This is a genomic window from Dyella sp. 2RAB6 (genome assembly GCF_052115385.1).
Lineage (GTDB): Bacteria > Pseudomonadota > Gammaproteobacteria > Xanthomonadales > Rhodanobacteraceae > Dyella_D.
Map to the genome: position 1 here is coordinate 335367 of NZ_JBFRGP010000003.1, position 15908 is coordinate 351274.

The 15908-nt window shown below is 65.3% G+C and carries 14 protein-coding genes, 1 other RNA gene and 1 pseudogene; 3 read left to right on the forward strand and 13 right to left on the reverse strand.

Annotated features, from left to right (window positions below):
- Position 1: 1 nt before the first annotated feature.
- The 13 genes and pseudogenes from AB4083_RS07385 to AB4083_RS07445 all read right to left on the reverse strand — a co-directional run bounded on the left by AB4083_RS07385 (position 2) and on the right by AB4083_RS07445 (position 13780).
- On the reverse strand, positions 2–1087 hold the full coding sequence (locus AB4083_RS07385; protein WP_441607123.1) for a type IV secretion system protein: 1086 nt from the start codon (positions 1085–1087) through the stop codon (positions 2–4).
- 51 nt (positions 1088–1138) lie between these two features.
- A complete protein-coding gene (locus tag AB4083_RS07390; protein WP_441607124.1) occupies positions 1139–1921 on the reverse strand; it encodes a hypothetical protein in 783 nt (260 codons plus the stop codon).
- A gap of 29 nt (positions 1922–1950) precedes the next feature.
- Entirely contained in the window at positions 1951–4428 is a 2478-nt protein-coding gene (locus AB4083_RS07395) for a VirB4 family type IV secretion/conjugal transfer ATPase (RefSeq protein ID WP_441607125.1), read from the reverse strand.
- 68 nt (positions 4429–4496) lie between these two features.
- Positions 4497–4802, reverse strand: coding sequence for a type IV secretion system protein VirB3 (locus tag AB4083_RS07400; protein ID WP_441607126.1), 306 nt, complete (start codon positions 4800–4802; stop codon positions 4497–4499).
- A complete protein-coding gene (locus AB4083_RS07405) occupies positions 4795–5127 on the reverse strand; it encodes a TrbC/VirB2 family protein (RefSeq protein ID WP_441607199.1) in 333 nt (110 codons plus the stop codon). The genes AB4083_RS07400 and AB4083_RS07405 overlap by 8 nt, the downstream gene beginning before the upstream one ends.
- 880 nt (positions 5128–6007) lie before the next feature.
- Positions 6008–6419: pseudogene (locus tag AB4083_RS07410) on the reverse strand (lytic transglycosylase domain-containing protein); the annotation flags it as partial.
- A gap of 37 nt (positions 6420–6456) precedes the next feature.
- Positions 6457–7491, reverse strand: a complete 1035-nt coding sequence (virB11, locus tag AB4083_RS07415) for a P-type DNA transfer ATPase VirB11 (protein ID WP_441607127.1) — start codon at positions 7489–7491, stop codon at positions 6457–6459.
- An 18-nt stretch (positions 7492–7509) separates the two neighbouring features.
- A complete protein-coding gene (locus AB4083_RS07420; protein WP_441607128.1) occupies positions 7510–8742 on the reverse strand; it encodes a TrbI/VirB10 family protein in 1233 nt (410 codons plus the stop codon).
- Positions 8739–9509, reverse strand: a complete 771-nt coding sequence (locus AB4083_RS07425) for a TrbG/VirB9 family P-type conjugative transfer protein (RefSeq protein ID WP_441607129.1) — start codon at positions 9507–9509, stop codon at positions 8739–8741. The genes AB4083_RS07420 and AB4083_RS07425 overlap by 4 nt, the downstream gene beginning before the upstream one ends.
- The gene (locus tag AB4083_RS07430; RefSeq protein WP_441607130.1) at positions 9506–10486 is read right to left on the reverse strand and encodes a virB8 family protein; all 981 of its coding nucleotides are present in this window, start codon (positions 10484–10486) and stop codon (positions 9506–9508) included. The genes AB4083_RS07425 and AB4083_RS07430 overlap by 4 nt, the downstream gene beginning before the upstream one ends.
- A gap of 42 nt (positions 10487–10528) precedes the next feature.
- Positions 10529–10999: a hypothetical protein gene (locus AB4083_RS07435; protein WP_441607131.1), complete on the reverse strand. Its 471-nt coding sequence runs from the start codon at positions 10997–10999 to the stop codon at positions 10529–10531.
- Between the two features lie 593 nt (positions 11000–11592).
- Positions 11593–11949 carry a YraN family protein gene (locus AB4083_RS07440; protein ID WP_441607132.1) on the reverse strand — a complete coding sequence of 119 codons (357 nt, stop codon included), beginning with the start codon at positions 11947–11949 and terminating at the stop codon, positions 11593–11595.
- A gap of 10 nt (positions 11950–11959) precedes the next feature.
- A complete protein-coding gene (locus tag AB4083_RS07445; RefSeq protein WP_441607133.1) occupies positions 11960–13780 on the reverse strand; it encodes a penicillin-binding protein activator in 1821 nt (606 codons plus the stop codon).
- A gap of 88 nt (positions 13781–13868) precedes the next feature.
- On the opposite strand from AB4083_RS07445, the gene rsmI reads away from it, so the two are divergent.
- From rsmI to mraZ, 3 genes are all read left to right on the forward strand, one after another.
- Complete coding sequence (gene rsmI, locus AB4083_RS07450; RefSeq protein WP_441607134.1) at positions 13869–14702, forward strand: 16S rRNA (cytidine(1402)-2'-O)-methyltransferase; 834 nt, start codon at positions 13869–13871, stop codon at positions 14700–14702.
- A gap of 50 nt (positions 14703–14752) precedes the next feature.
- An RNA gene (gene rnpB, locus AB4083_RS07455) (RNase P RNA component class A) lies at positions 14753–15119 on the forward strand.
- Positions 15120–15443: 324 nt separating this feature from the next.
- Complete coding sequence (gene mraZ / locus AB4083_RS07460; protein WP_441607135.1) at positions 15444–15890, forward strand: division/cell wall cluster transcriptional repressor MraZ; 447 nt, start codon at positions 15444–15446, stop codon at positions 15888–15890.
- Positions 15891–15908: the final 18 nt, after the last annotated feature.

The following is a 15908-nucleotide window of genomic DNA, read 5'->3' on the forward strand; positions in this document are numbered from 1 at the left end:
ATCACGTTTCTCGATTCTGGCCAATCTTGACCTGATCGGCCGAGGCTGTCATTGGCGTACTGGGCGTACGCACCCCCAGGCCGGGTGTCGGCGAGGAGGGAATCGACCTCGTATCCGACGTGGCCTGGGATTGAGGCGACGGCATATAAGACCCCGGCGGCTGTCCCGATGCACTCGGCTGGCTGTTCGCACCACCCATGGCCGAATAGGTCATGAAGTTACCCATCGTGCCCTGGAAGAACATCGCAGCCATCGGCGGCACGCTGACGATCAGCACCGTCATCAACAGGCCGATGCCGCCCTGCTGCAAGGCCAGGCTGGACAGGCCTTCGGCACCCTCGCCAGTGAGGCTATTGATCAGGTTGGCCGCCCACAGCGCCTCGGCGACGCTCAGGCACAGGCGCATGGCGATCGATGTGACCACCGCCAGCATAGCCATCGAGAACAAGGTGCCGATGCCGTACATCAACCATTTTCGGAATAGTTCCTTGGTCTGCTCGAAGATCAGGCACAGGATGAACAATGGTCCCAGCCCGATGAATAGCGCCATAGCGAACTGATAGAGCAGCAGCATCGCGCCGGCGGTCATCGGCGGACTGGCGGTGCCGAAGGTGGCCAGCAGTTCGGCCTTCGATTTCTGGCCGGCCATGTCGATGTCGGTGGGATTGACCTTGATCACATCGATCGCCGACAAGGCCAGCTGGGTCTTGGCCAGGTTCTGGTCGATCATGTCCTCCGGCGAGCTGTTGTTGCCGGTGAACAGGAAGTTGATGTGCTTGCCGAGATCCGTGGTGAGCAGCTCCTGGATATCGTTGCCCGCGACGGCCAGGGTGGTGGCCACGGAGACGATGAAGACGATCTTCGCCATGTTGGCGACCAGGGCCATCATCGGTTCTCGGCTCTGGCCGGTCACCATGCGGTAGCCCTGGATCGCTACCCAGAGGGTGACCAGGATCACCGCGAAGGTCGACGCCCACAGCGCCATGCGTCCAAGCACGTCCTGCTGGAAGTGGGCGATCTGGCTCTTCAGATAGCTGTTGACCAGCGAGAAGAAAATATAATCGCCAGTAGTTGATGCAGGCACCATAGCACCCAGTTCCTTAGGTTCGTGTCGCGAATGACTTCATTGCCGACGAGCTCAGTTACCGCTGTTGAGCGTCGAGAAGGCGAGTTCCAGCGTGCCGGCGTGGACGATGGTGCCCAGCAGCGTGTTCTTGCCCTTCATCGCTTCCTGGCCGAGCTTGGCCTGCTGGCCTTCCAGGTACTTGATGATCTGGTCGTCGCTCTGCACCTGCACCTGCCACAGGCGCATTTCGGTATCCATGCTGGCCTGGCCGCGCGCGATGTTGGCCTGCGCGCCGGCGAGCGCGCCCTGGCTGGTGCCGACCATCTGCGAGATCTGCTCGAACTGCCTCGCATAGCCGCCGTAGACGGTATTGACGCGGTTGAGCATGTCCACGGTGACGTTGTACTGGTGGTTGCGCCGCATCACGATCTGCTGGCAGACCTTCATCTGGCTATCCACCACCGAATCTTGCAGCTTGGGCAGGGACAGCGTCAGCAGGCCGGGAATGATGGGCACGCCATCCTTGGGCGAGGGGCACGCTTCCGCCACGCCAGCGTCGTCGGCGATCCTGACGTAGGTGGTGTCCAGGCTCAGCACGCTGGAGAAGCTCATGCTCTGCAGCGAAATCAGCTGCTGCGCGTAGTGCTGCAGCACAGAGGCGTACTGCGCGACTTCCTTGCCGTACTGAGCCGCGGTCTGGATGAAGTTCGCCGCATCCTGCGCGATGTGCGCGGGATCGATGACGGCCCACTGGGCCTGCGCCTGATCGGCATAGAAGCCGGTGAGCGAGACCACCGCGAGAGCCACGGCGGCCGGAAGCTTCAGAAGACGGGGGGTGCGCGTTTGCTTGGTCATGGCACGTTGTCCGTAGTCGAGGGTAGGGGTCAGCCGGCCGCAGTGCGGCGGGGAGTGTTCTGGTTGGCGCCGGTGGGGGAACTGGGCCGGCCCTTGCCGCTGCCTTTGCGGCGTTCGTAGAAGGTGGGCAGCCACTGGTCGGGCTTGAGATCGCCGGCGGGTATGCCGGCGGCGTTGGCGTGTTCGGCCAGCACCTGGTGCATGATCTCGATGTTGTCGGTGGAGGCGGAAATCACCGCCAGCGCATCGTCCAGGCCGCGCAGGTTGAGCTGGCATACCGACGAGGCATGGCCCTGCTTGACCAGGAAGCAGCGCGAGCGCTCGTCCAGTCCCACCACCACCTGGTACTCCGCTTCAGTGAGCTTGAGACCGTTGATGTAGTCCTCGCGGCTCGCGTTCGGATTGGGCAGCAGGACCATGGTGGCGGTCTGCTCGATCAGTGCCGCGGAGATGTCGCTGGCCAGCGCGTCTTCCGGACTCTGGGTGGCGAAGATGCCCATGCCGTTCTGCTTACGGATGGTCTTCTGCTTGTTCTTGGCGAATTCCTTCAGGCCGCCCTTGCCGTCGAGGATCTTCCAGAATTCGTCCATCACGTAGATCAGGCGGCGGCCGTCGATCAGCGACTCCAGGCGGTGCAGCAGGTAGTTGATCACCGGCGAGCGCACTTCGGGGTTGTCGATGATGTCGGTGTAGTCGAAGCCGATGATGTTGGCTTTTTCCAGGTCGATGGTGTCGACCGGGTTGTCGAACACCCAGCCCAGCGAGTTGCCGGCAGTCCACTTGCGCATGCGCACGAACAGGCCGTCGTCGCCCATGTTGGGCAGGCTCTTCTGGAAGTTGGTCATGGTGCGCAGGTGCATCGGCGTGTCGAGGATGGCCTCGACCGCGCGGAAGATGTCATCCTCTTCGCGCGAGCTGTACACGCTTTTGCCGGCCAGCACCTTCATCAGGTCGGACAGAAACTGCACGTTGCCTTCGTTGCGTTCGCACTGGAACGGGTTGAAGCCGGTCGGCTGGCCGTTCTCCAGCGCCAGGTAGTTGCCGCCGCAGGCGCGCACGAAGATCTCCGCGCCCTTGTCCTTGTCGAAGAAGAAGATGGTCGGCGCGGGCTTGAGTTTCTGCACCTGGCTGAGCAGGAAGTTGATCAGTGCGGTTTTACCGGTACCGGACTTGCCGATCACCATGGTGTTGGCGATCGCCTTCTCGCCCAGCGAGTTCTCGCCCGGATGAGTGGCGTGGAAGTTGAAGTAGTACGGCTGGCCGTTGGTGGTCTGCAGCGTGGTGACGCAGTCGCCCCAGGGGTTGTTCTCCTTCTTGCCCAGCGCGAAGTTGTGCAGCGGGGACAGGCCCAGGAAGTTCAGCGAGCTGACGTTGGCCAGGCGGGTGCGGAACTTCCAGTTGGCGGGGAACTGCGAGTAGTACGAGGAGGTGACCGCCAGGTCTTCCTTGATCGAGACGAAGCCGGCATTGGACAGCTCCGCGCGGGTGGCGGCGATCTGCTGCGACAGCAGCTCGTGCGTGGCCGCGTAGATCGTCATCATGAAGTGGTACTCGCCCAGCACGAAGTTGCCGGAGGCGAGCTGGTCCATGGCCTGGTCCATCTCGATGATCTGGCTCACGGCCTTGTCGCCGGAGGAGATCATCATGCCCTTGGTGCGCTCGAGCGCTTTCAGCGCGTCCTGGCGGCCCATCGGGCTGAACGAGTGGGTGACCACGTATTCGAAATCGAGGTACTTCAGGCCGTTGAGGATGCCCGGATAGGTGCCGTCCGGATATTCCTTGACGTTGAGCACGGCGCCGAAGTGATTGACGCCGGTGGGCGTGGTGATCACGAAGTCGCCGGTCTTGGCGGAGAAGCGCTGCTTGCTCACCGGCAGGTAGCGGTAGACCGGCGCCTGCAGTACCGGCACCGGTTCGTCGATGCGGTTGAGCAGGTAGCCGAAGAATTCCAGCGTCTCGGAGAACACGATGCCGTTGCTGGCCTCGTACATCCCCAGGCGGGTGGGCGAATACTCCTTGAGTACGGCCTCGACGTTGCCGGCCAGCTCCAGGATGGTGGCGATCGCCTGCTGCTGTTCCGCTTCGAGCTGGGTGGTGTCGCTGGACTTGTCGGCAAAGCGCTTGCCGGAGACCACCGGGCGGTAGATCAGGGTCAGGTACAGCTCGTTCTGCATCAGCTTCTGGGCCGACAACGCGTTGTAGTAGGCGTCGGACAGGCCCTGGTTGAAGTTGTGGTCGAAGCGGCTGTTGTTGACCAGCTTGCGGCGGCGGCGCACGTCATGGACCCAGAAGGCCACGTTGACGAAGTCCGGCGCGCGCAGCGTCTGCAGCATGCGGTTGAAGGTGTTGTGCCGGTGCTCGAGTTCCCATTCCTCGCGTCCGACGAAGGGCAGGCCTTCCAGCCGCCATACGAGCATGTAGTCGCCGCCCGTGGTCTTGAGCACGGTCGGGGATACATGGGTGGACAGTGGCAGGAATTCGCTGATGGGTGCGTCTGACGTGAACATGGCTCGATGACCGGTGATGTGTCGAAAAGGCCGCCCTCGGCGAAAGCATTCGCCGAGGGGCCCCTGTATTACTTGTCTTTGTGATCCCGATAGGCATTGGGGGTGAACACCCACATGCCTTCGTTCTGCTGCAGATTGCGCACCCGGGTCCGGAACTGCATGCGCAGGCCCAGCAGGCGGAAGATCAGCTCGTCACGGCGCGCCATCTGGCGCATCACCATGATGGTCGGCGGGATCACCGCCAGGAACAGCATGTTGCCGGAGTACATGGCAAACAGCAGTCCGCTGCCCGCGCCCACGAAGAACGGCACGTACGGCACGCCCATGAACATGGGCGGGCGCGTGCAGCCCCGGAAGAGCGCGTTCTTATGCATAGTGCTGCAGGATGTGGATCACGGCGGCGCTGCAGCTGTTGCCGGTGTCGCCGATCAGCATCTTGGCGATCTGGGCCGCCGCGCCGATCAGCACGCCGCCGATCAGGATCGGAGCCACGTCGCCGATGCGCTTGTGGGCGAACGCGATCTGGTAGCCGGAGAAGATCACCGCGATGGTCACCACGGCGATCGACGCCATGTTGAGCAGGCCGTTGATGTTCTTGAAGAAGCCGCAGATCTTGGTGTCGGTGCCACCGAAGTCCTGAGCAAACGCCAGGTCCGGCATGGCGATGGCGGCGACAAGAACCAGGCCCATGATCATCATGGCGAGCATGTTCTTGGTGTTCATGTTGGTCGGGATGTAGAGCTTGTTTGCCATTGGACGGTTCCTTCTGGGCGGTTCGGTGAATTGGGCGTCAGCCCTTGGACTTCGGTGATACGACGGACGGCCCGGCCTGGGCCGGAGCTTGCTGGCGGCCCGAAGGCCTTCGCGGCAGGCCAGGCGAACCCGCGCACGAATCGGTGGCGTCGCGCCTTGCGGGCGACGTCTGGTGAAAGTCAGAAAACGAGCGCGGCATCGCGGCCTCCCTGGCGCATGTCGGCCCGGTCGGGGCCTGGCGCCATGGTCGCGCCGGCGGCCTGGCCGGACTGTGCGGAGGTTTGCGGCGCGCGATCGTTGGGGCCGCGCACCTGCGGCGTGAACACGCCATCGCCGGGCGCCGCGGGGTTGGCCGCCGGGCTGCCGCTCGGCGCTCCGCCGACCACGCCGGCCATGATCGGCTGGTTGTCGTCGGCCTGGCCCTGCATGGTGTTGGCCACGCCCTGCGGCGCCATTTGTCCGTTGGACGGCATGGCCTGCTGCATGGTCCGCGCGACATTGGGATAGGGCACGCCCTGCGGCACGGCCTGGCCATTGGCCGGCATGCCCTGGGGCAGCGGCTGGCTGTTCACCGGCTGCTGCGGCTGCATGCCCAGGCGGTTGGCAAGCGCGCTCACGGCGACATTGGCGGCGGTGTCGATCGCCACGCTGCGCAGCGCCACCCGGTAGGAGGCGTCATCGATCTGGGTGTTGACCACCGGCGCCACGCGGCGGCCGCCGCCCTGGGCTTGTACTTGGGCTTGGGCTTGCGGCTGCACCTGCGTCTGCAGCGGGATGGCCTGCGCCACCGGCGTGCTGTTGCTGGCCAGGCGCATGCCGCGGCCCATCGAGTCGTAGATCTTCTGGACGTAGCCGTCGCGGTAGCCGGTGGTGAAATTGCCGGAGTAGTAGCAGCTGAACGCCTTGCCCCAGTCGCCGCCCGCGCTGGCATAGCAGCCGGCCAGGATGCGCGAACCGGCGCCCAGGTTGCCGCACATCGAGAAGGCCTTCTCGTAGGTGTCCAGCCCGTACTTGCCGAAGTTGGTGCGATTGACCTGCGCCAGGCCCACCGAAAAGTTGTAGCCCTTGCTTTCCAGCATCTGCACGGTGGCGATCGCCTCGTCCAGGTTCTGCGGCTGGCGCACCAGCTGACCGCCCACTACGCCGATGGCGAAGGGGTTGGAGCTCGACTCGACATTGACGACGTGCTGCATCACCTCCGCCGGTACGGCGAGGTTCTGGCAGGCCATCATTTCCAGTCCGGTCAACATGGTCGGTCCCTGTGCTCCTGGATGCTTACGCCGCGGCGAACTGGCGCGCGGGGTTGAAGTCGATGCCGGTGATGTAGCGGCGGCCGGCGTGCGCCTTGATGTGCACCACGATGTCGATGGTCATCATCAGCAGGCGCTTGATGGTGGCGAACTCCAGGCCCGAGCCTTCGGCCGAGGCCTTCACCATCAGTGCGAGCTGGTCCCAGGTCTGTTCCGGGCTGCCGGCGTGGCAGCTGGTGATCGAGCCCGGGTGGCCCGAAGCGCAGTTGCGGATGAAGTAGAACGATTCGTCGCCGCGCAGCTCGGCCAGGATGATGCGGTCCGGCTTCATGCGCAGGCACGCTTCCATGCAGCTCTTCGCGGTGACGTTGCTGGTGCTCTGGCCGCCCTTGGAATAGAGCAGGTGCACCACGTTGGGCTGGTCGAGGAACAGCTCGCGGGCGTCCTCGATGCTCACCAGCCGCTCGTTGTGCGGGATGTGGTGCACCAGCGACTTCATGAAGGTCGTCTTGCCGCTGCCGGTGGCGCCGGACACCACGATGTTCTTCTTGTACAGCACCGCCTGGCGGAAGAAGTCCGCATAACGGCGCTGCGCGCGCAGGTCCAGCAGTTCCTGGTCCAGGCTGCTGACCCCGTGCGCGTCCTCGATGATCTCGCTGAAGAAGCCGTCGTCGTGGTACTGCGCCAGCGTCTTGGTCTGCTTGGACGGCAGGCGGATGGTGATCGAGACCTTGCCGGCCTCGACGGCCGGCGGGATCACGAACTGCGCACGCTGCCCGGTGGGGAAGGTGAGCGACACCACGGGGTCGGTGTCGGTGATGCGCTGCCCCGTGTTGCTCTCGTTGACGACGGCGGTGCAGAACTGGCGGGCGCGGTCGAAAGTCAGCGATGGAATGTCCATCTTCTGCCATCCGTTGCGGCTCTCCAGGTACAGCTCGCCCGGTTTGTTGATGCAGATTTCCGTGACCTCGGGCGAGGCCATGAATTCCTTGATGCCCAGTACCTCGTACTGGTACTCGAGGAATTCGTTGGAAACCTGTGCGACCGCTCCGTCATCCATACCGGTTTGTCTCGTTCCTCAAAGGCGGGAGACGACGCCGCTGAAGTCCACGTCCTTGGCGACGTAGACATACAGCACCGTACCCTGGTTGACGGTAACCGTCGGCAGCCGGTTGGCGGCTTCGCGCACCGCCTGGCTGGCAAGAGTCTGGATCGTGGCCGCGGTGTTGCTCTCGAACGGCGACTGCGTCACCACGCCATTGCTGACCGTGGTCTGGCGCGGGCCGTGCTCGGCCGCCTCGTACTTGAACGCATCGCTGAGCAGGCTGATCAGCATGGCTGCGCCGATGCGGCTGGGCCAATGCGCGTCGTACTGGCCGGGATGGCCGGCGCTGCCGAGGTTGTCGATGCCGGGGCTGGACATGTTCACGTCGACGCCGTTGGGCGTGATGATGCGGTCCCAGATCACGGCGATGCGCGGACCCTTCGGCACGGACTGGTACTTGCCCAGCACCTTCGAGCCCTTCGGCAGCAGCAGCTTGTGGCCGTTGAAGGAGTACACCGGCTCGGTGACGATGCAGGTGGTGAAGCCCGGGAAGTCGCTGATGATGCGGGTTTCCAGCACGCAACGGATGTAGGTGCCGCGCTGCATCAGCGTGTCGGGGTTATGCACCGTCTGCGCGCTGGAGTTCTTGTCCAGCGAGTTGAGGCCGAAGTCGGGACGGTTCGGATCGCCCTGCTGCTGCGCCGGCTGGTTCGGATTGGCGCCCGGCATGCCTGCCAGATAGGGGTTGCCCGCGGGCAGCGGATTGCCCTGCGCGTCCACCGACTGCGCGGCCGAGTTGCCGGTCATCATGCGGCGCTCGACCAGGGTCGGGCCACGCGGACCTTCCTCGCGCTTGGGCGTCGGCACGGTGTTCATCGGCAGCGGCGGCGTCTGCGTGACCTGGATCGGCTCCGGCAGGCGCGGCGGCGGGGGCGGCAGCGGAATCGGCTTGGGCGCGTCCGGCACCGTGACCGTTTCTTCCTTGGCCTTCTTCGGCGCATCGTGGCGTGTCGCGCCGCTGATCAGCCAGAACGCCAGCACCACCATCAACGCCAGGATGCCGCCCATGAAGGCGAGCGCGCGGCGGTTCATGCGCTTCAGGTCGTTGGAGCGCAGCTGCGGCGCGTTGGCGTCCAGGTCGGGGACCGACTGCTGCTGCTGGTAGTTGGTGTGGTAAGGATTGCTCGACAACGGCTCGCCGCTGCCTTGCGGATTGTCCTGCGGCGCGCCCTGGCCGCTGCCCTCATAAGGATTGTTCGAGCTCACTTTTTGGTATTCCTTCGCAGGCCTACGACGTTGTCGCCGTGACGGATGACCAGGTACGGATAGGTGCCGTGCACGATGATGGTGTTGCCCTCGACGGTGGTGTTCACCAGCGAGTCTTCGCCATGCTCACGTTCGCGCATGTACACCACCGGGAAGTCTCCCGTCGGGAACTTGGCCATGTCGGGCAGCTTGATGTAGGTGAAATGCGCGTCGTCATAGACGTTCACCGGAATCAGCCAAGGCGATCTCTTGCCCGCACGGCTGGCGTAGTCGTAGTCGAAGTTGTAGACACGGTCCTTGTGCAGATCGGTGCTCTGTTCCGGCACGGCCGCGGTCTTGACCGCCTCGTCCGCGAAAGCGGTGTCACCCGGATAGTTGAACGAGATGCGGTATTGCACGCCGGCGCGCTTGGCCTGGTCCAGCGCCTTCCAGTCCGTGGCGACCACCTTCAGCTCGAAGATGTACGAATGCGTCTCCGTGCGGATCATCAGGTTGGTGTCGACGTCGACGTTCTTGGGCTTCAGATAGAACACGTTGTCGCGGCGCGACAGTTCCCAGCCGTTGGCGAAGCCCGTGCTGTAGTCGAGGATCTTCTCGTTCGGGCTCAGCTCGATCTGGGTGGTGATGCCCAGCGCGGTGCGCACCTGGTAGATGCGGTCAGGCTGGTATTCGTACTGCTGCACCACCTGCGCGTGAGCGTGGGGCGCAAGGCCCATGGCTGCCATGCAGATGGCGCCAGCCAGGGCTAATTTCCTCGTTCGGTTCATCGACGGCCGACTCCATTCGCTGTGTTACGGGGCGCAGGCGCGGCGGGCGCCGGTGCCGTGGTCCTGGGGGCTTCGCGTTCCGGAATCGGGGATTGCGGAACGGGTGCGGTACGCAGTGCGTCGTCGCCGACAGGGGCGCCGCCTGGCTGCACGGTCATGGTGCCTTCGGCGGGCGGGGCGCCTGCCTGCTGGGCCACCGGCTGATCGGCGTTCGGATCGGCCGCGGCCGGCGCGACGGGGACTTCCTCCGGCGGCGCCGTGGCGTAGTCGTTGTCCACGCGATAGCTGGTGACCTGGAAGCCCAGGGGGTTCTCGACGCGGTACTGGTCGTCCATCTTCAAGTTCGCCTTGTAGGCAAACTCGATGGTGGCGATCTTGCTGTCCAGCGGCTGCAGGGTGCCGGACTGCTTGTTGTAGATGCTGCGCTGGAAGCGCACGGTGGCGCCCTTCGGCGTCTGGCCCTGGCCGCCGCCGATCAGCACGATGCTGAGGATCTTCACGCGGATCGCGCGCTCGCGGCCATACAGCTTGTACGGGCTGGTCGGATTGTTGGCCGAATGCAGCACGCGGAAGGCGTCCGCCACGTCCGGCGCCGACATCACCAGCACCGTGCCCCAGTCGCGCAGCGTCATGGTGGCCACGTCGAACGATTCGCGCGCCAGTACGAAGTGCGCCACGTTGCTGCGGTTGATCGCTTCGCTGGTGCTGATCTGGCGGTTGGTGAAGTCTTCCGTCAGGCGCGCCACGGTGGCGGTGCCGGTGTAGGCGTCGGCCATCACCATGTACGGGACCTTTTCCTTCAGCGGCAGCATGTAGAAATAGCCGCCCGCGAGGATCAGGGACATCACCAGGGATGAACCGGCGACCCACCACGCGCGGCGTTCGCTGCGCTTGGCGAGGTCGGCGACGGTCACCTCGTAATTGACCGACTTGGCCACGGCCTCGTCGATCTTCTTGCTCGATGTGCGCTTCAGCATCGGCGGAAACCCATGACGGAATTCACAACTTGTCCCCTGTGATTACTTTGCGCCTGGCGCACTCGGCGCCGGGCTGTTCGGTGCATCCGCCGGCGTGCCGGCAGCTGGCGCACCCGCACCCTGCACCAGGATCTGGCGCTCGTCCGCACTCACCGACACGCCCTGGCCGGCGTAGATCGACGACAGTTCGGACGCGGCCGCCTGGATGTCGGTGGTGTGCAGCTCGGTCACGCGCTTGTAGAGCGTGTAGTCGGACGGCAGCTGATAGGACAGCTGCATGCCGGTATCACGCGACCAGCGCGTCAGCATGGTCTTGAGCGTCTCGTCCATGGGCGAGGCGTAGAACGTGTAGTTCTTGGCCAGGGGGATCTCGGTGGGCGCGTCCTGGAAGCGGTTGACCTGTTTCCAGGAACCGCCGAAATCCTTGGCTGGCGTAGTGCCGCAGCCGGTCAGTGCCAGGGTGGCGAGTAGCGAGGCGCCCAGCAGGGCCGGTTTGAAGAAATCCTTTTTCACGTCGTACCCATATTTGTAAGGGAAGCAACCGATATCGAGGCGGTGGATCTTTCGCCGCGGGATTCGCATGCCCGAAACAGGGGCATGCCGATGACACCGGTACGGGCCGGGGGCGTCAGATTCAGAGCAAGCGAAGAAGCGTCGGTACGCAAGAACGCGCCGGAGTCCCCGAAGGTCCAGTGCGGAGGCAGGCGGTCGAGCCGCCGTTGTTTTTCCCCTGTCGCGCTACCGCGATGGCGGGCGACGCAAGCGCCCGCGAAGTGAAGTACATCGATTCCATTCAGACTCCCTGTCTAATCTGGCTTCTTGCGACTGTCCTTTAAAACCTTTGCATGCGGGCGGTTAGATGTGCGGCCTACACTTAATACAAGTAAACCGCACATTAATCCCGGGGGGCCAGACCCCGAGGGGCGGATTGTGACGCAGTGCGCCTAAATATGGCAAACCGGCGTGTAGGTACGGCTTTTGCTTAGTGTTTGAAACGTTGTCGCAAATCAGCCACAAAACAGAGGCTTGGGCATTTGGACGTCTAAATGGCTGACCTTAACAAGCGGTTTGGTGCAGCGCGTTTTTGGGCCGATGCTGAAGCCTGGTCAACTGGCCTGAAACGCGTCGCGCCACCACGACATCCGCGCTTCGTCCGCCGGCCCGTCGTAGCAGACCACATCGAAGCGGCAGGGGCGCTGCGCATGCTGCGGATGCGCAGCCAGCCATAGCCGGGCGGCGCTGATCAGCCTGGCCTGCTTCGCCATCGTCACCGAGCTGGCCGCATCGCCATGGGTGGCGCGCACGCGGTGGCGCACTTCGACGAAGACCACCGTGTCGCGGTGGCGCATCACCAGATCGAGTTCGCCATGACGGGTGGTGAAGTTGCGCCCGAGCAGCGCCAGTCCAGCCGCTTGCAAAGCGGCACAGGCGCGTTGCTCGAACAGCGCGCCGGCGGCGCGCATCGGCGCTGGATCAACCCTGGCTGGGCGGCGGCGCGGCACTGCTGGCCGGTGCCGGCTGCGCGGGCGCGCTGTCCATCTGCAGGCTGCCGTTGACCGGATGGGCCAGGCCCTCCTGGAACTTCGCCCACACCAGCACGCGGCGCACGCGCCCGAACTGGTCCGCGGTGAGCTGGCCGCTGGCGCCGGGCAGATAGCTGCCGGCGTGTTCGCGCAGCCAGTCGATATACGGAATCAGATTCCACGCATCCATGCCGAAGGCGAACAGCCGCGCCGCGGGGCCGCGCGCGCTGGGCAGCTGCGCGGCGATCTCGGCGTGGTCGGGCAGGCCCGGCTGGGCGTCGAACAGCCACGGCGCGTCGCAGAACTCGACGCCTTCGAGGTCGTGGTTGGCGCCCGCGTCGTCCACGCCGGCATACACATGCGAGGTGGCGAACACCGGCAGGTTCACGCGGGCCAGGCGCAGTTGCGGCAACAGCAGGCGGGCCTGTTGCGGACGCATGCTGATGAAGACGCCGGCCTCGGTGCCGGCCTCGGCCGCGTTGAGGCCGGCGATCAGCGAGGCGTAGTTGACGCCACTGCCGTTGAGCGTGGCCATGCGGGCGACCTTGCCGCCGCGCGCTTCGAGCTCCGCCTTGAAGGCATTGGCGGCGCGCTGGCCGTAGTCCTCGCCGGTCACCACTACATAAGCGGTGAGCAGGCCGCGCTCGACCATATGGTCGGCCGCCTGTGCGCCCTCGGTCTCCGGCAGCAGGCCGAACTCGGCGACGCCGCCGGCCGGCAGGCTCTTGTCGTCGGGGTGGTTCAGCGCGAGCAGCTGCACCGGCAGCTGGGCCTGGCCGAACAGCGCCGACACTTCGCCGCGCGTGAGCGGGCCGACGACAAGTTTGGCGCCGTCGGCGACCGCCTGCTGATAAGCCTTGACCGCGCCGGCCGGCGTGCCGCCGCTGTCGTAGACCTTCACCGGCGGGCGCGGCGCGCGGTTGCGCGCGGCGTCGGCATAGGCGGCGAAGAAGCCTTCGCGGATGGTCGCGCCGGCCGCGGCAAAACTGCCGCTGGTCGGCAGGAGCAGGGCCACGCGCTCGGGCATCTTGTAGCCCTCGCGCACGTTGGCGTCCTGTCCGGGGAGCATGGTGCCGACCTGCTGCTCCAGCGTCGGCTGCGGGCGCGCCACCGCGACGCCCAGCTGGCTCAGCGCCTCGTTGAGCCACGGCAGCATGCGGTCGCCCTGCTGCATGGCGGCGGCACGCTGCTTGAGCGGGTCCACCCCCAGCTTGGTCAGCTGCGCCAGGATCTGCTTGCGGTTCTGCGTCTGGTCCAGGCCGGTGAGCCGCTCGTCCATCTCCACGCGGCTGCGCGCGGCGCCCCAGGCATCGCCGGTGGCGTCCATCGCCTTCGCGCGCAGTTCGAGCTGGCGCAGCTGCAGGTTCGCCGGCACCGCGACGCCGGCCTGCGTGGTCAGCTGCAAGGCGCGCTGCGGGTTGTTCTGCTTGAGCGCGAACTCGGCCTGCAGCAGGTCCAGCCGCACCGGCTCGTCGCCGCTCAGGCGCTGGCGCTTGATGGTGGGCAGGAAGGTGGCGGCCTGTTCCAGGCGGCCTTCCTGGCGGTAGGCCTCGCCGGCCAGCAGGCGGTAATGATCGGCGGCGCCGGACGAGGTGCCCGCGAGCGCGAGATACGCCTGCGCGGCCTGGTCGAAGCGGCCATCGCGGGCCATCGCGGCGGCGCTCTCCTCGGCGGAGACTTCGGCGGGAGTGCGCGTTGCACTCGGCGGTACGCAGCCGGCAAGCGCCAGCGAGATCATCAGGCCGAGGCCTGTGGCGCGAATCAGGCGCATGCAAACGTCCTTGGATCTGTCGACACGAAGAACAATTGGGCGATCATAGCCGATCGTGTCCGTCGCTTATGTCAGAGGAATGCCGCCCATGTCTCATGTTCAGCCCGGTTGTCTGTGGGTGGTGGCCACGCCGATCGGTCATCGCGACGACATGTCCGCACGTGCGGTCGAGGTGCTGCGCGCGGTCGCCGTGATTGCTTGCGAAGACACCCGGCACAGCCGTCCGCTGCTCGTGCATCACAACATCGGCACGCCGCTCACTGCCTTGCACGAACACAACGAGCGCGAGGCGGTGGATGCGCTGGTGCGGCGCCTGCAGGGCGGCGAATCGGTGGCGCTGATCTCCGATGCGGGCACGCCGCTGGTCAGCGATCCCGGCTTCCGCCTGGTGCGCGCTGCGCGCGCTGCGGGCATCCGCTGCGCGCCGGTGCCGGGCGCCTGTGCGGCGATCGCGGCCTTGTCGGTGGCTGGCCTGCCCAGCGACCGCTTCGTGTTCGAGGGATTCCTGCCGCCCAAGTCGGCGGCGCGCCGTAGCCGCCTGCAGGAGCTGGCGGGGGAGGGGCGCACGCTTATCTTCTATGAGTCTTCGCATCGCGTGGCCGAAAGCCTGGCCGATATGCGCGACGTGTTCGGCGAAGCGCGCGAGGCGGTGCTGGCGCGCGAACTGACCAAGCTGTTCGAAACCGTGCTGGGCGAGCCGCTGGGCGCGCTGGCCGCGCGCGTGGCAGCCGACCCGAACCAGCAGCGCGGCGAATGCGTGCTGCTGGTGCATGGCCGCGGCGACGACGCCGATGCGCGCGTGGCGGAAGGCCGCCGCGTGTTCGCCATCCTGCGCGAGGAAATGCCGCCGACCCGGGCGGCCAAGCTCGCCGCGTCGATTACGGGCGCCTCGCGGCGTGCTCTTTATGAAGGCGGCGACTGAAGCAACCAGATGTCGCTCCGGTTACAGCATCCCGGTTACAATCGGGCGGCGGAGTCGGCCGGGCAGTCGCGATACGCGCAAGCGCATCGAGGAAAGTCCGGGCTCCACAGGGCAGAGTGCCAGGTAACGCCTGGGCGGCGCGAGCCGACGGAAAGTGCAACAGAGAGCAAACCGCCGAACGGCATCTTCGGATGCGCGTGGTAAGGGTGAAACGGTGCGGTAAGAGCGCACCGCGCGCGGGGCTAACGCCGCGTGGCATGGCAAACCCCACTCGGAGCAAGACCAAATAGGGGAACGATAACGCGGCCCGCGTTGTTCCCGGGTAGGTTGCTGGAGCCTGGCGGCGACGCCAGGCCGAGAGGAATGACTGTCGCGCCGCAAGGCGTACAGAACCCGGCTTACAGGCCGACTCCGCCTCTTCTTCTCCCATGCGCAGGTCCGTTGCCGGTGGTCTGGACGGATCCTGCGTGGGATTTCCTGGAGTGCCAGACCGCGTGAACGCCGGTTCATGCGATGGGGTCCTGCGCCCCCGGTTTGGACTGCGAAATGGTTCGCAACTTTTCCAAAAAATCCTAGCCATTCAAATACCTCTGGGTATTTCCTAAGAAAAGGCTGGAATTACTGCCACATCACCGCCTTTCTCATTGATTCACAAGCAAAAATCCCTTGACAGTCTCAGGGGGCGAGACTATCGTGGGTTCACGTGTGAAATCGTGGGAATTAGTGGGAGTTACCTAGACCGTGTTCCAGGGCGAAACCGCCATCACCGTCGACGACAAAGGCCGCCTGGCCATCCCGACTGCGTATCGGGATCAGGTGGCGGATGAGTGCGGGAATCGCCTGGTGATCACCTACAACCCCTTCGACGCGGGCTGCCTGTGGGTTTTCCCGTACGCGGAGTGGGAGCAGGTGCGCGACCAGGTCAACGCCCTGCCCAAGGTCAAGGCGGCTCATCGCGACATGCAGATGAAGCTGGTAGGCGCCGCGGCCATCGTCGAACCGGATTCCGCCGCGCGCGTATTGCTGCCGGCGAGCCAGCGGGCGGCGGCGGGCATCGAGAAAAAAGCGGTTCTGCTGGGCATGGGCAACAAGTTCGAGCTGTGGAGCGAGCAGGCCCACCTGGCCAAGATTCGCCAGACCATCGGCGAAGACGACATCACTGAAGAAATGGCAGACCTGCGTCTGTAACCGGCCTTGAGTGGCGGC

Bases quoted from the DNA above. Each gene is read 5' to 3' on its own strand.
- AB4083_RS07385 (WP_441607123.1), bottom strand. From the start codon at position 1,087: ATGGTGCCTGCATCAACTACTGGCGATTATATTTTCTTCTCGCTGGTC.
- AB4083_RS07390 (WP_441607124.1), bottom strand. From the start codon at position 1,921: ATGACCAAGCAAACGCGCACCCCCCGTCTTCTGAAGCTTCCGGCCGCC.
- AB4083_RS07395 (WP_441607125.1), bottom strand. From the start codon at position 4,428: ATGTTCACGTCAGACGCACCCATCAGCGAATTCCTGCCACTGTCCACC.
- AB4083_RS07400 (WP_441607126.1), bottom strand. From the start codon at position 4,802: ATGCATAAGAACGCGCTCTTCCGGGGCTGCACGCGCCCGCCCATGTTC.
- AB4083_RS07405 (WP_441607199.1), bottom strand. From the start codon at position 5,127: ATGATGATCATGGGCCTGGTTCTTGTCGCCGCCATCGCCATGCCGGAC.
- virB11 (WP_441607127.1), bottom strand. From the start codon at position 7,491: ATGGATGACGGAGCGGTCGCACAGGTTTCCAACGAATTCCTCGAGTAC.
- AB4083_RS07425 (WP_441607129.1), bottom strand. From the start codon at position 9,509: ATGAACCGAACGAGGAAATTAGCCCTGGCTGGCGCCATCTGCATGGCA.
- AB4083_RS07430 (WP_441607130.1), bottom strand. From the start codon at position 10,486: ATGCTGAAGCGCACATCGAGCAAGAAGATCGACGAGGCCGTGGCCAAG.
- AB4083_RS07440 (WP_441607132.1), bottom strand. From the start codon at position 11,949: ATGCGCGCCGCCGGCGCGCTGTTCGAGCAACGCGCCTGTGCCGCTTTG.
- AB4083_RS07445 (WP_441607133.1), bottom strand. From the start codon at position 13,780: ATGCGCCTGATTCGCGCCACAGGCCTCGGCCTGATGATCTCGCTGGCG.
- rsmI (WP_441607134.1), top strand. From the start codon at position 13,869: ATGTCTCATGTTCAGCCCGGTTGTCTGTGGGTGGTGGCCACGCCGATC.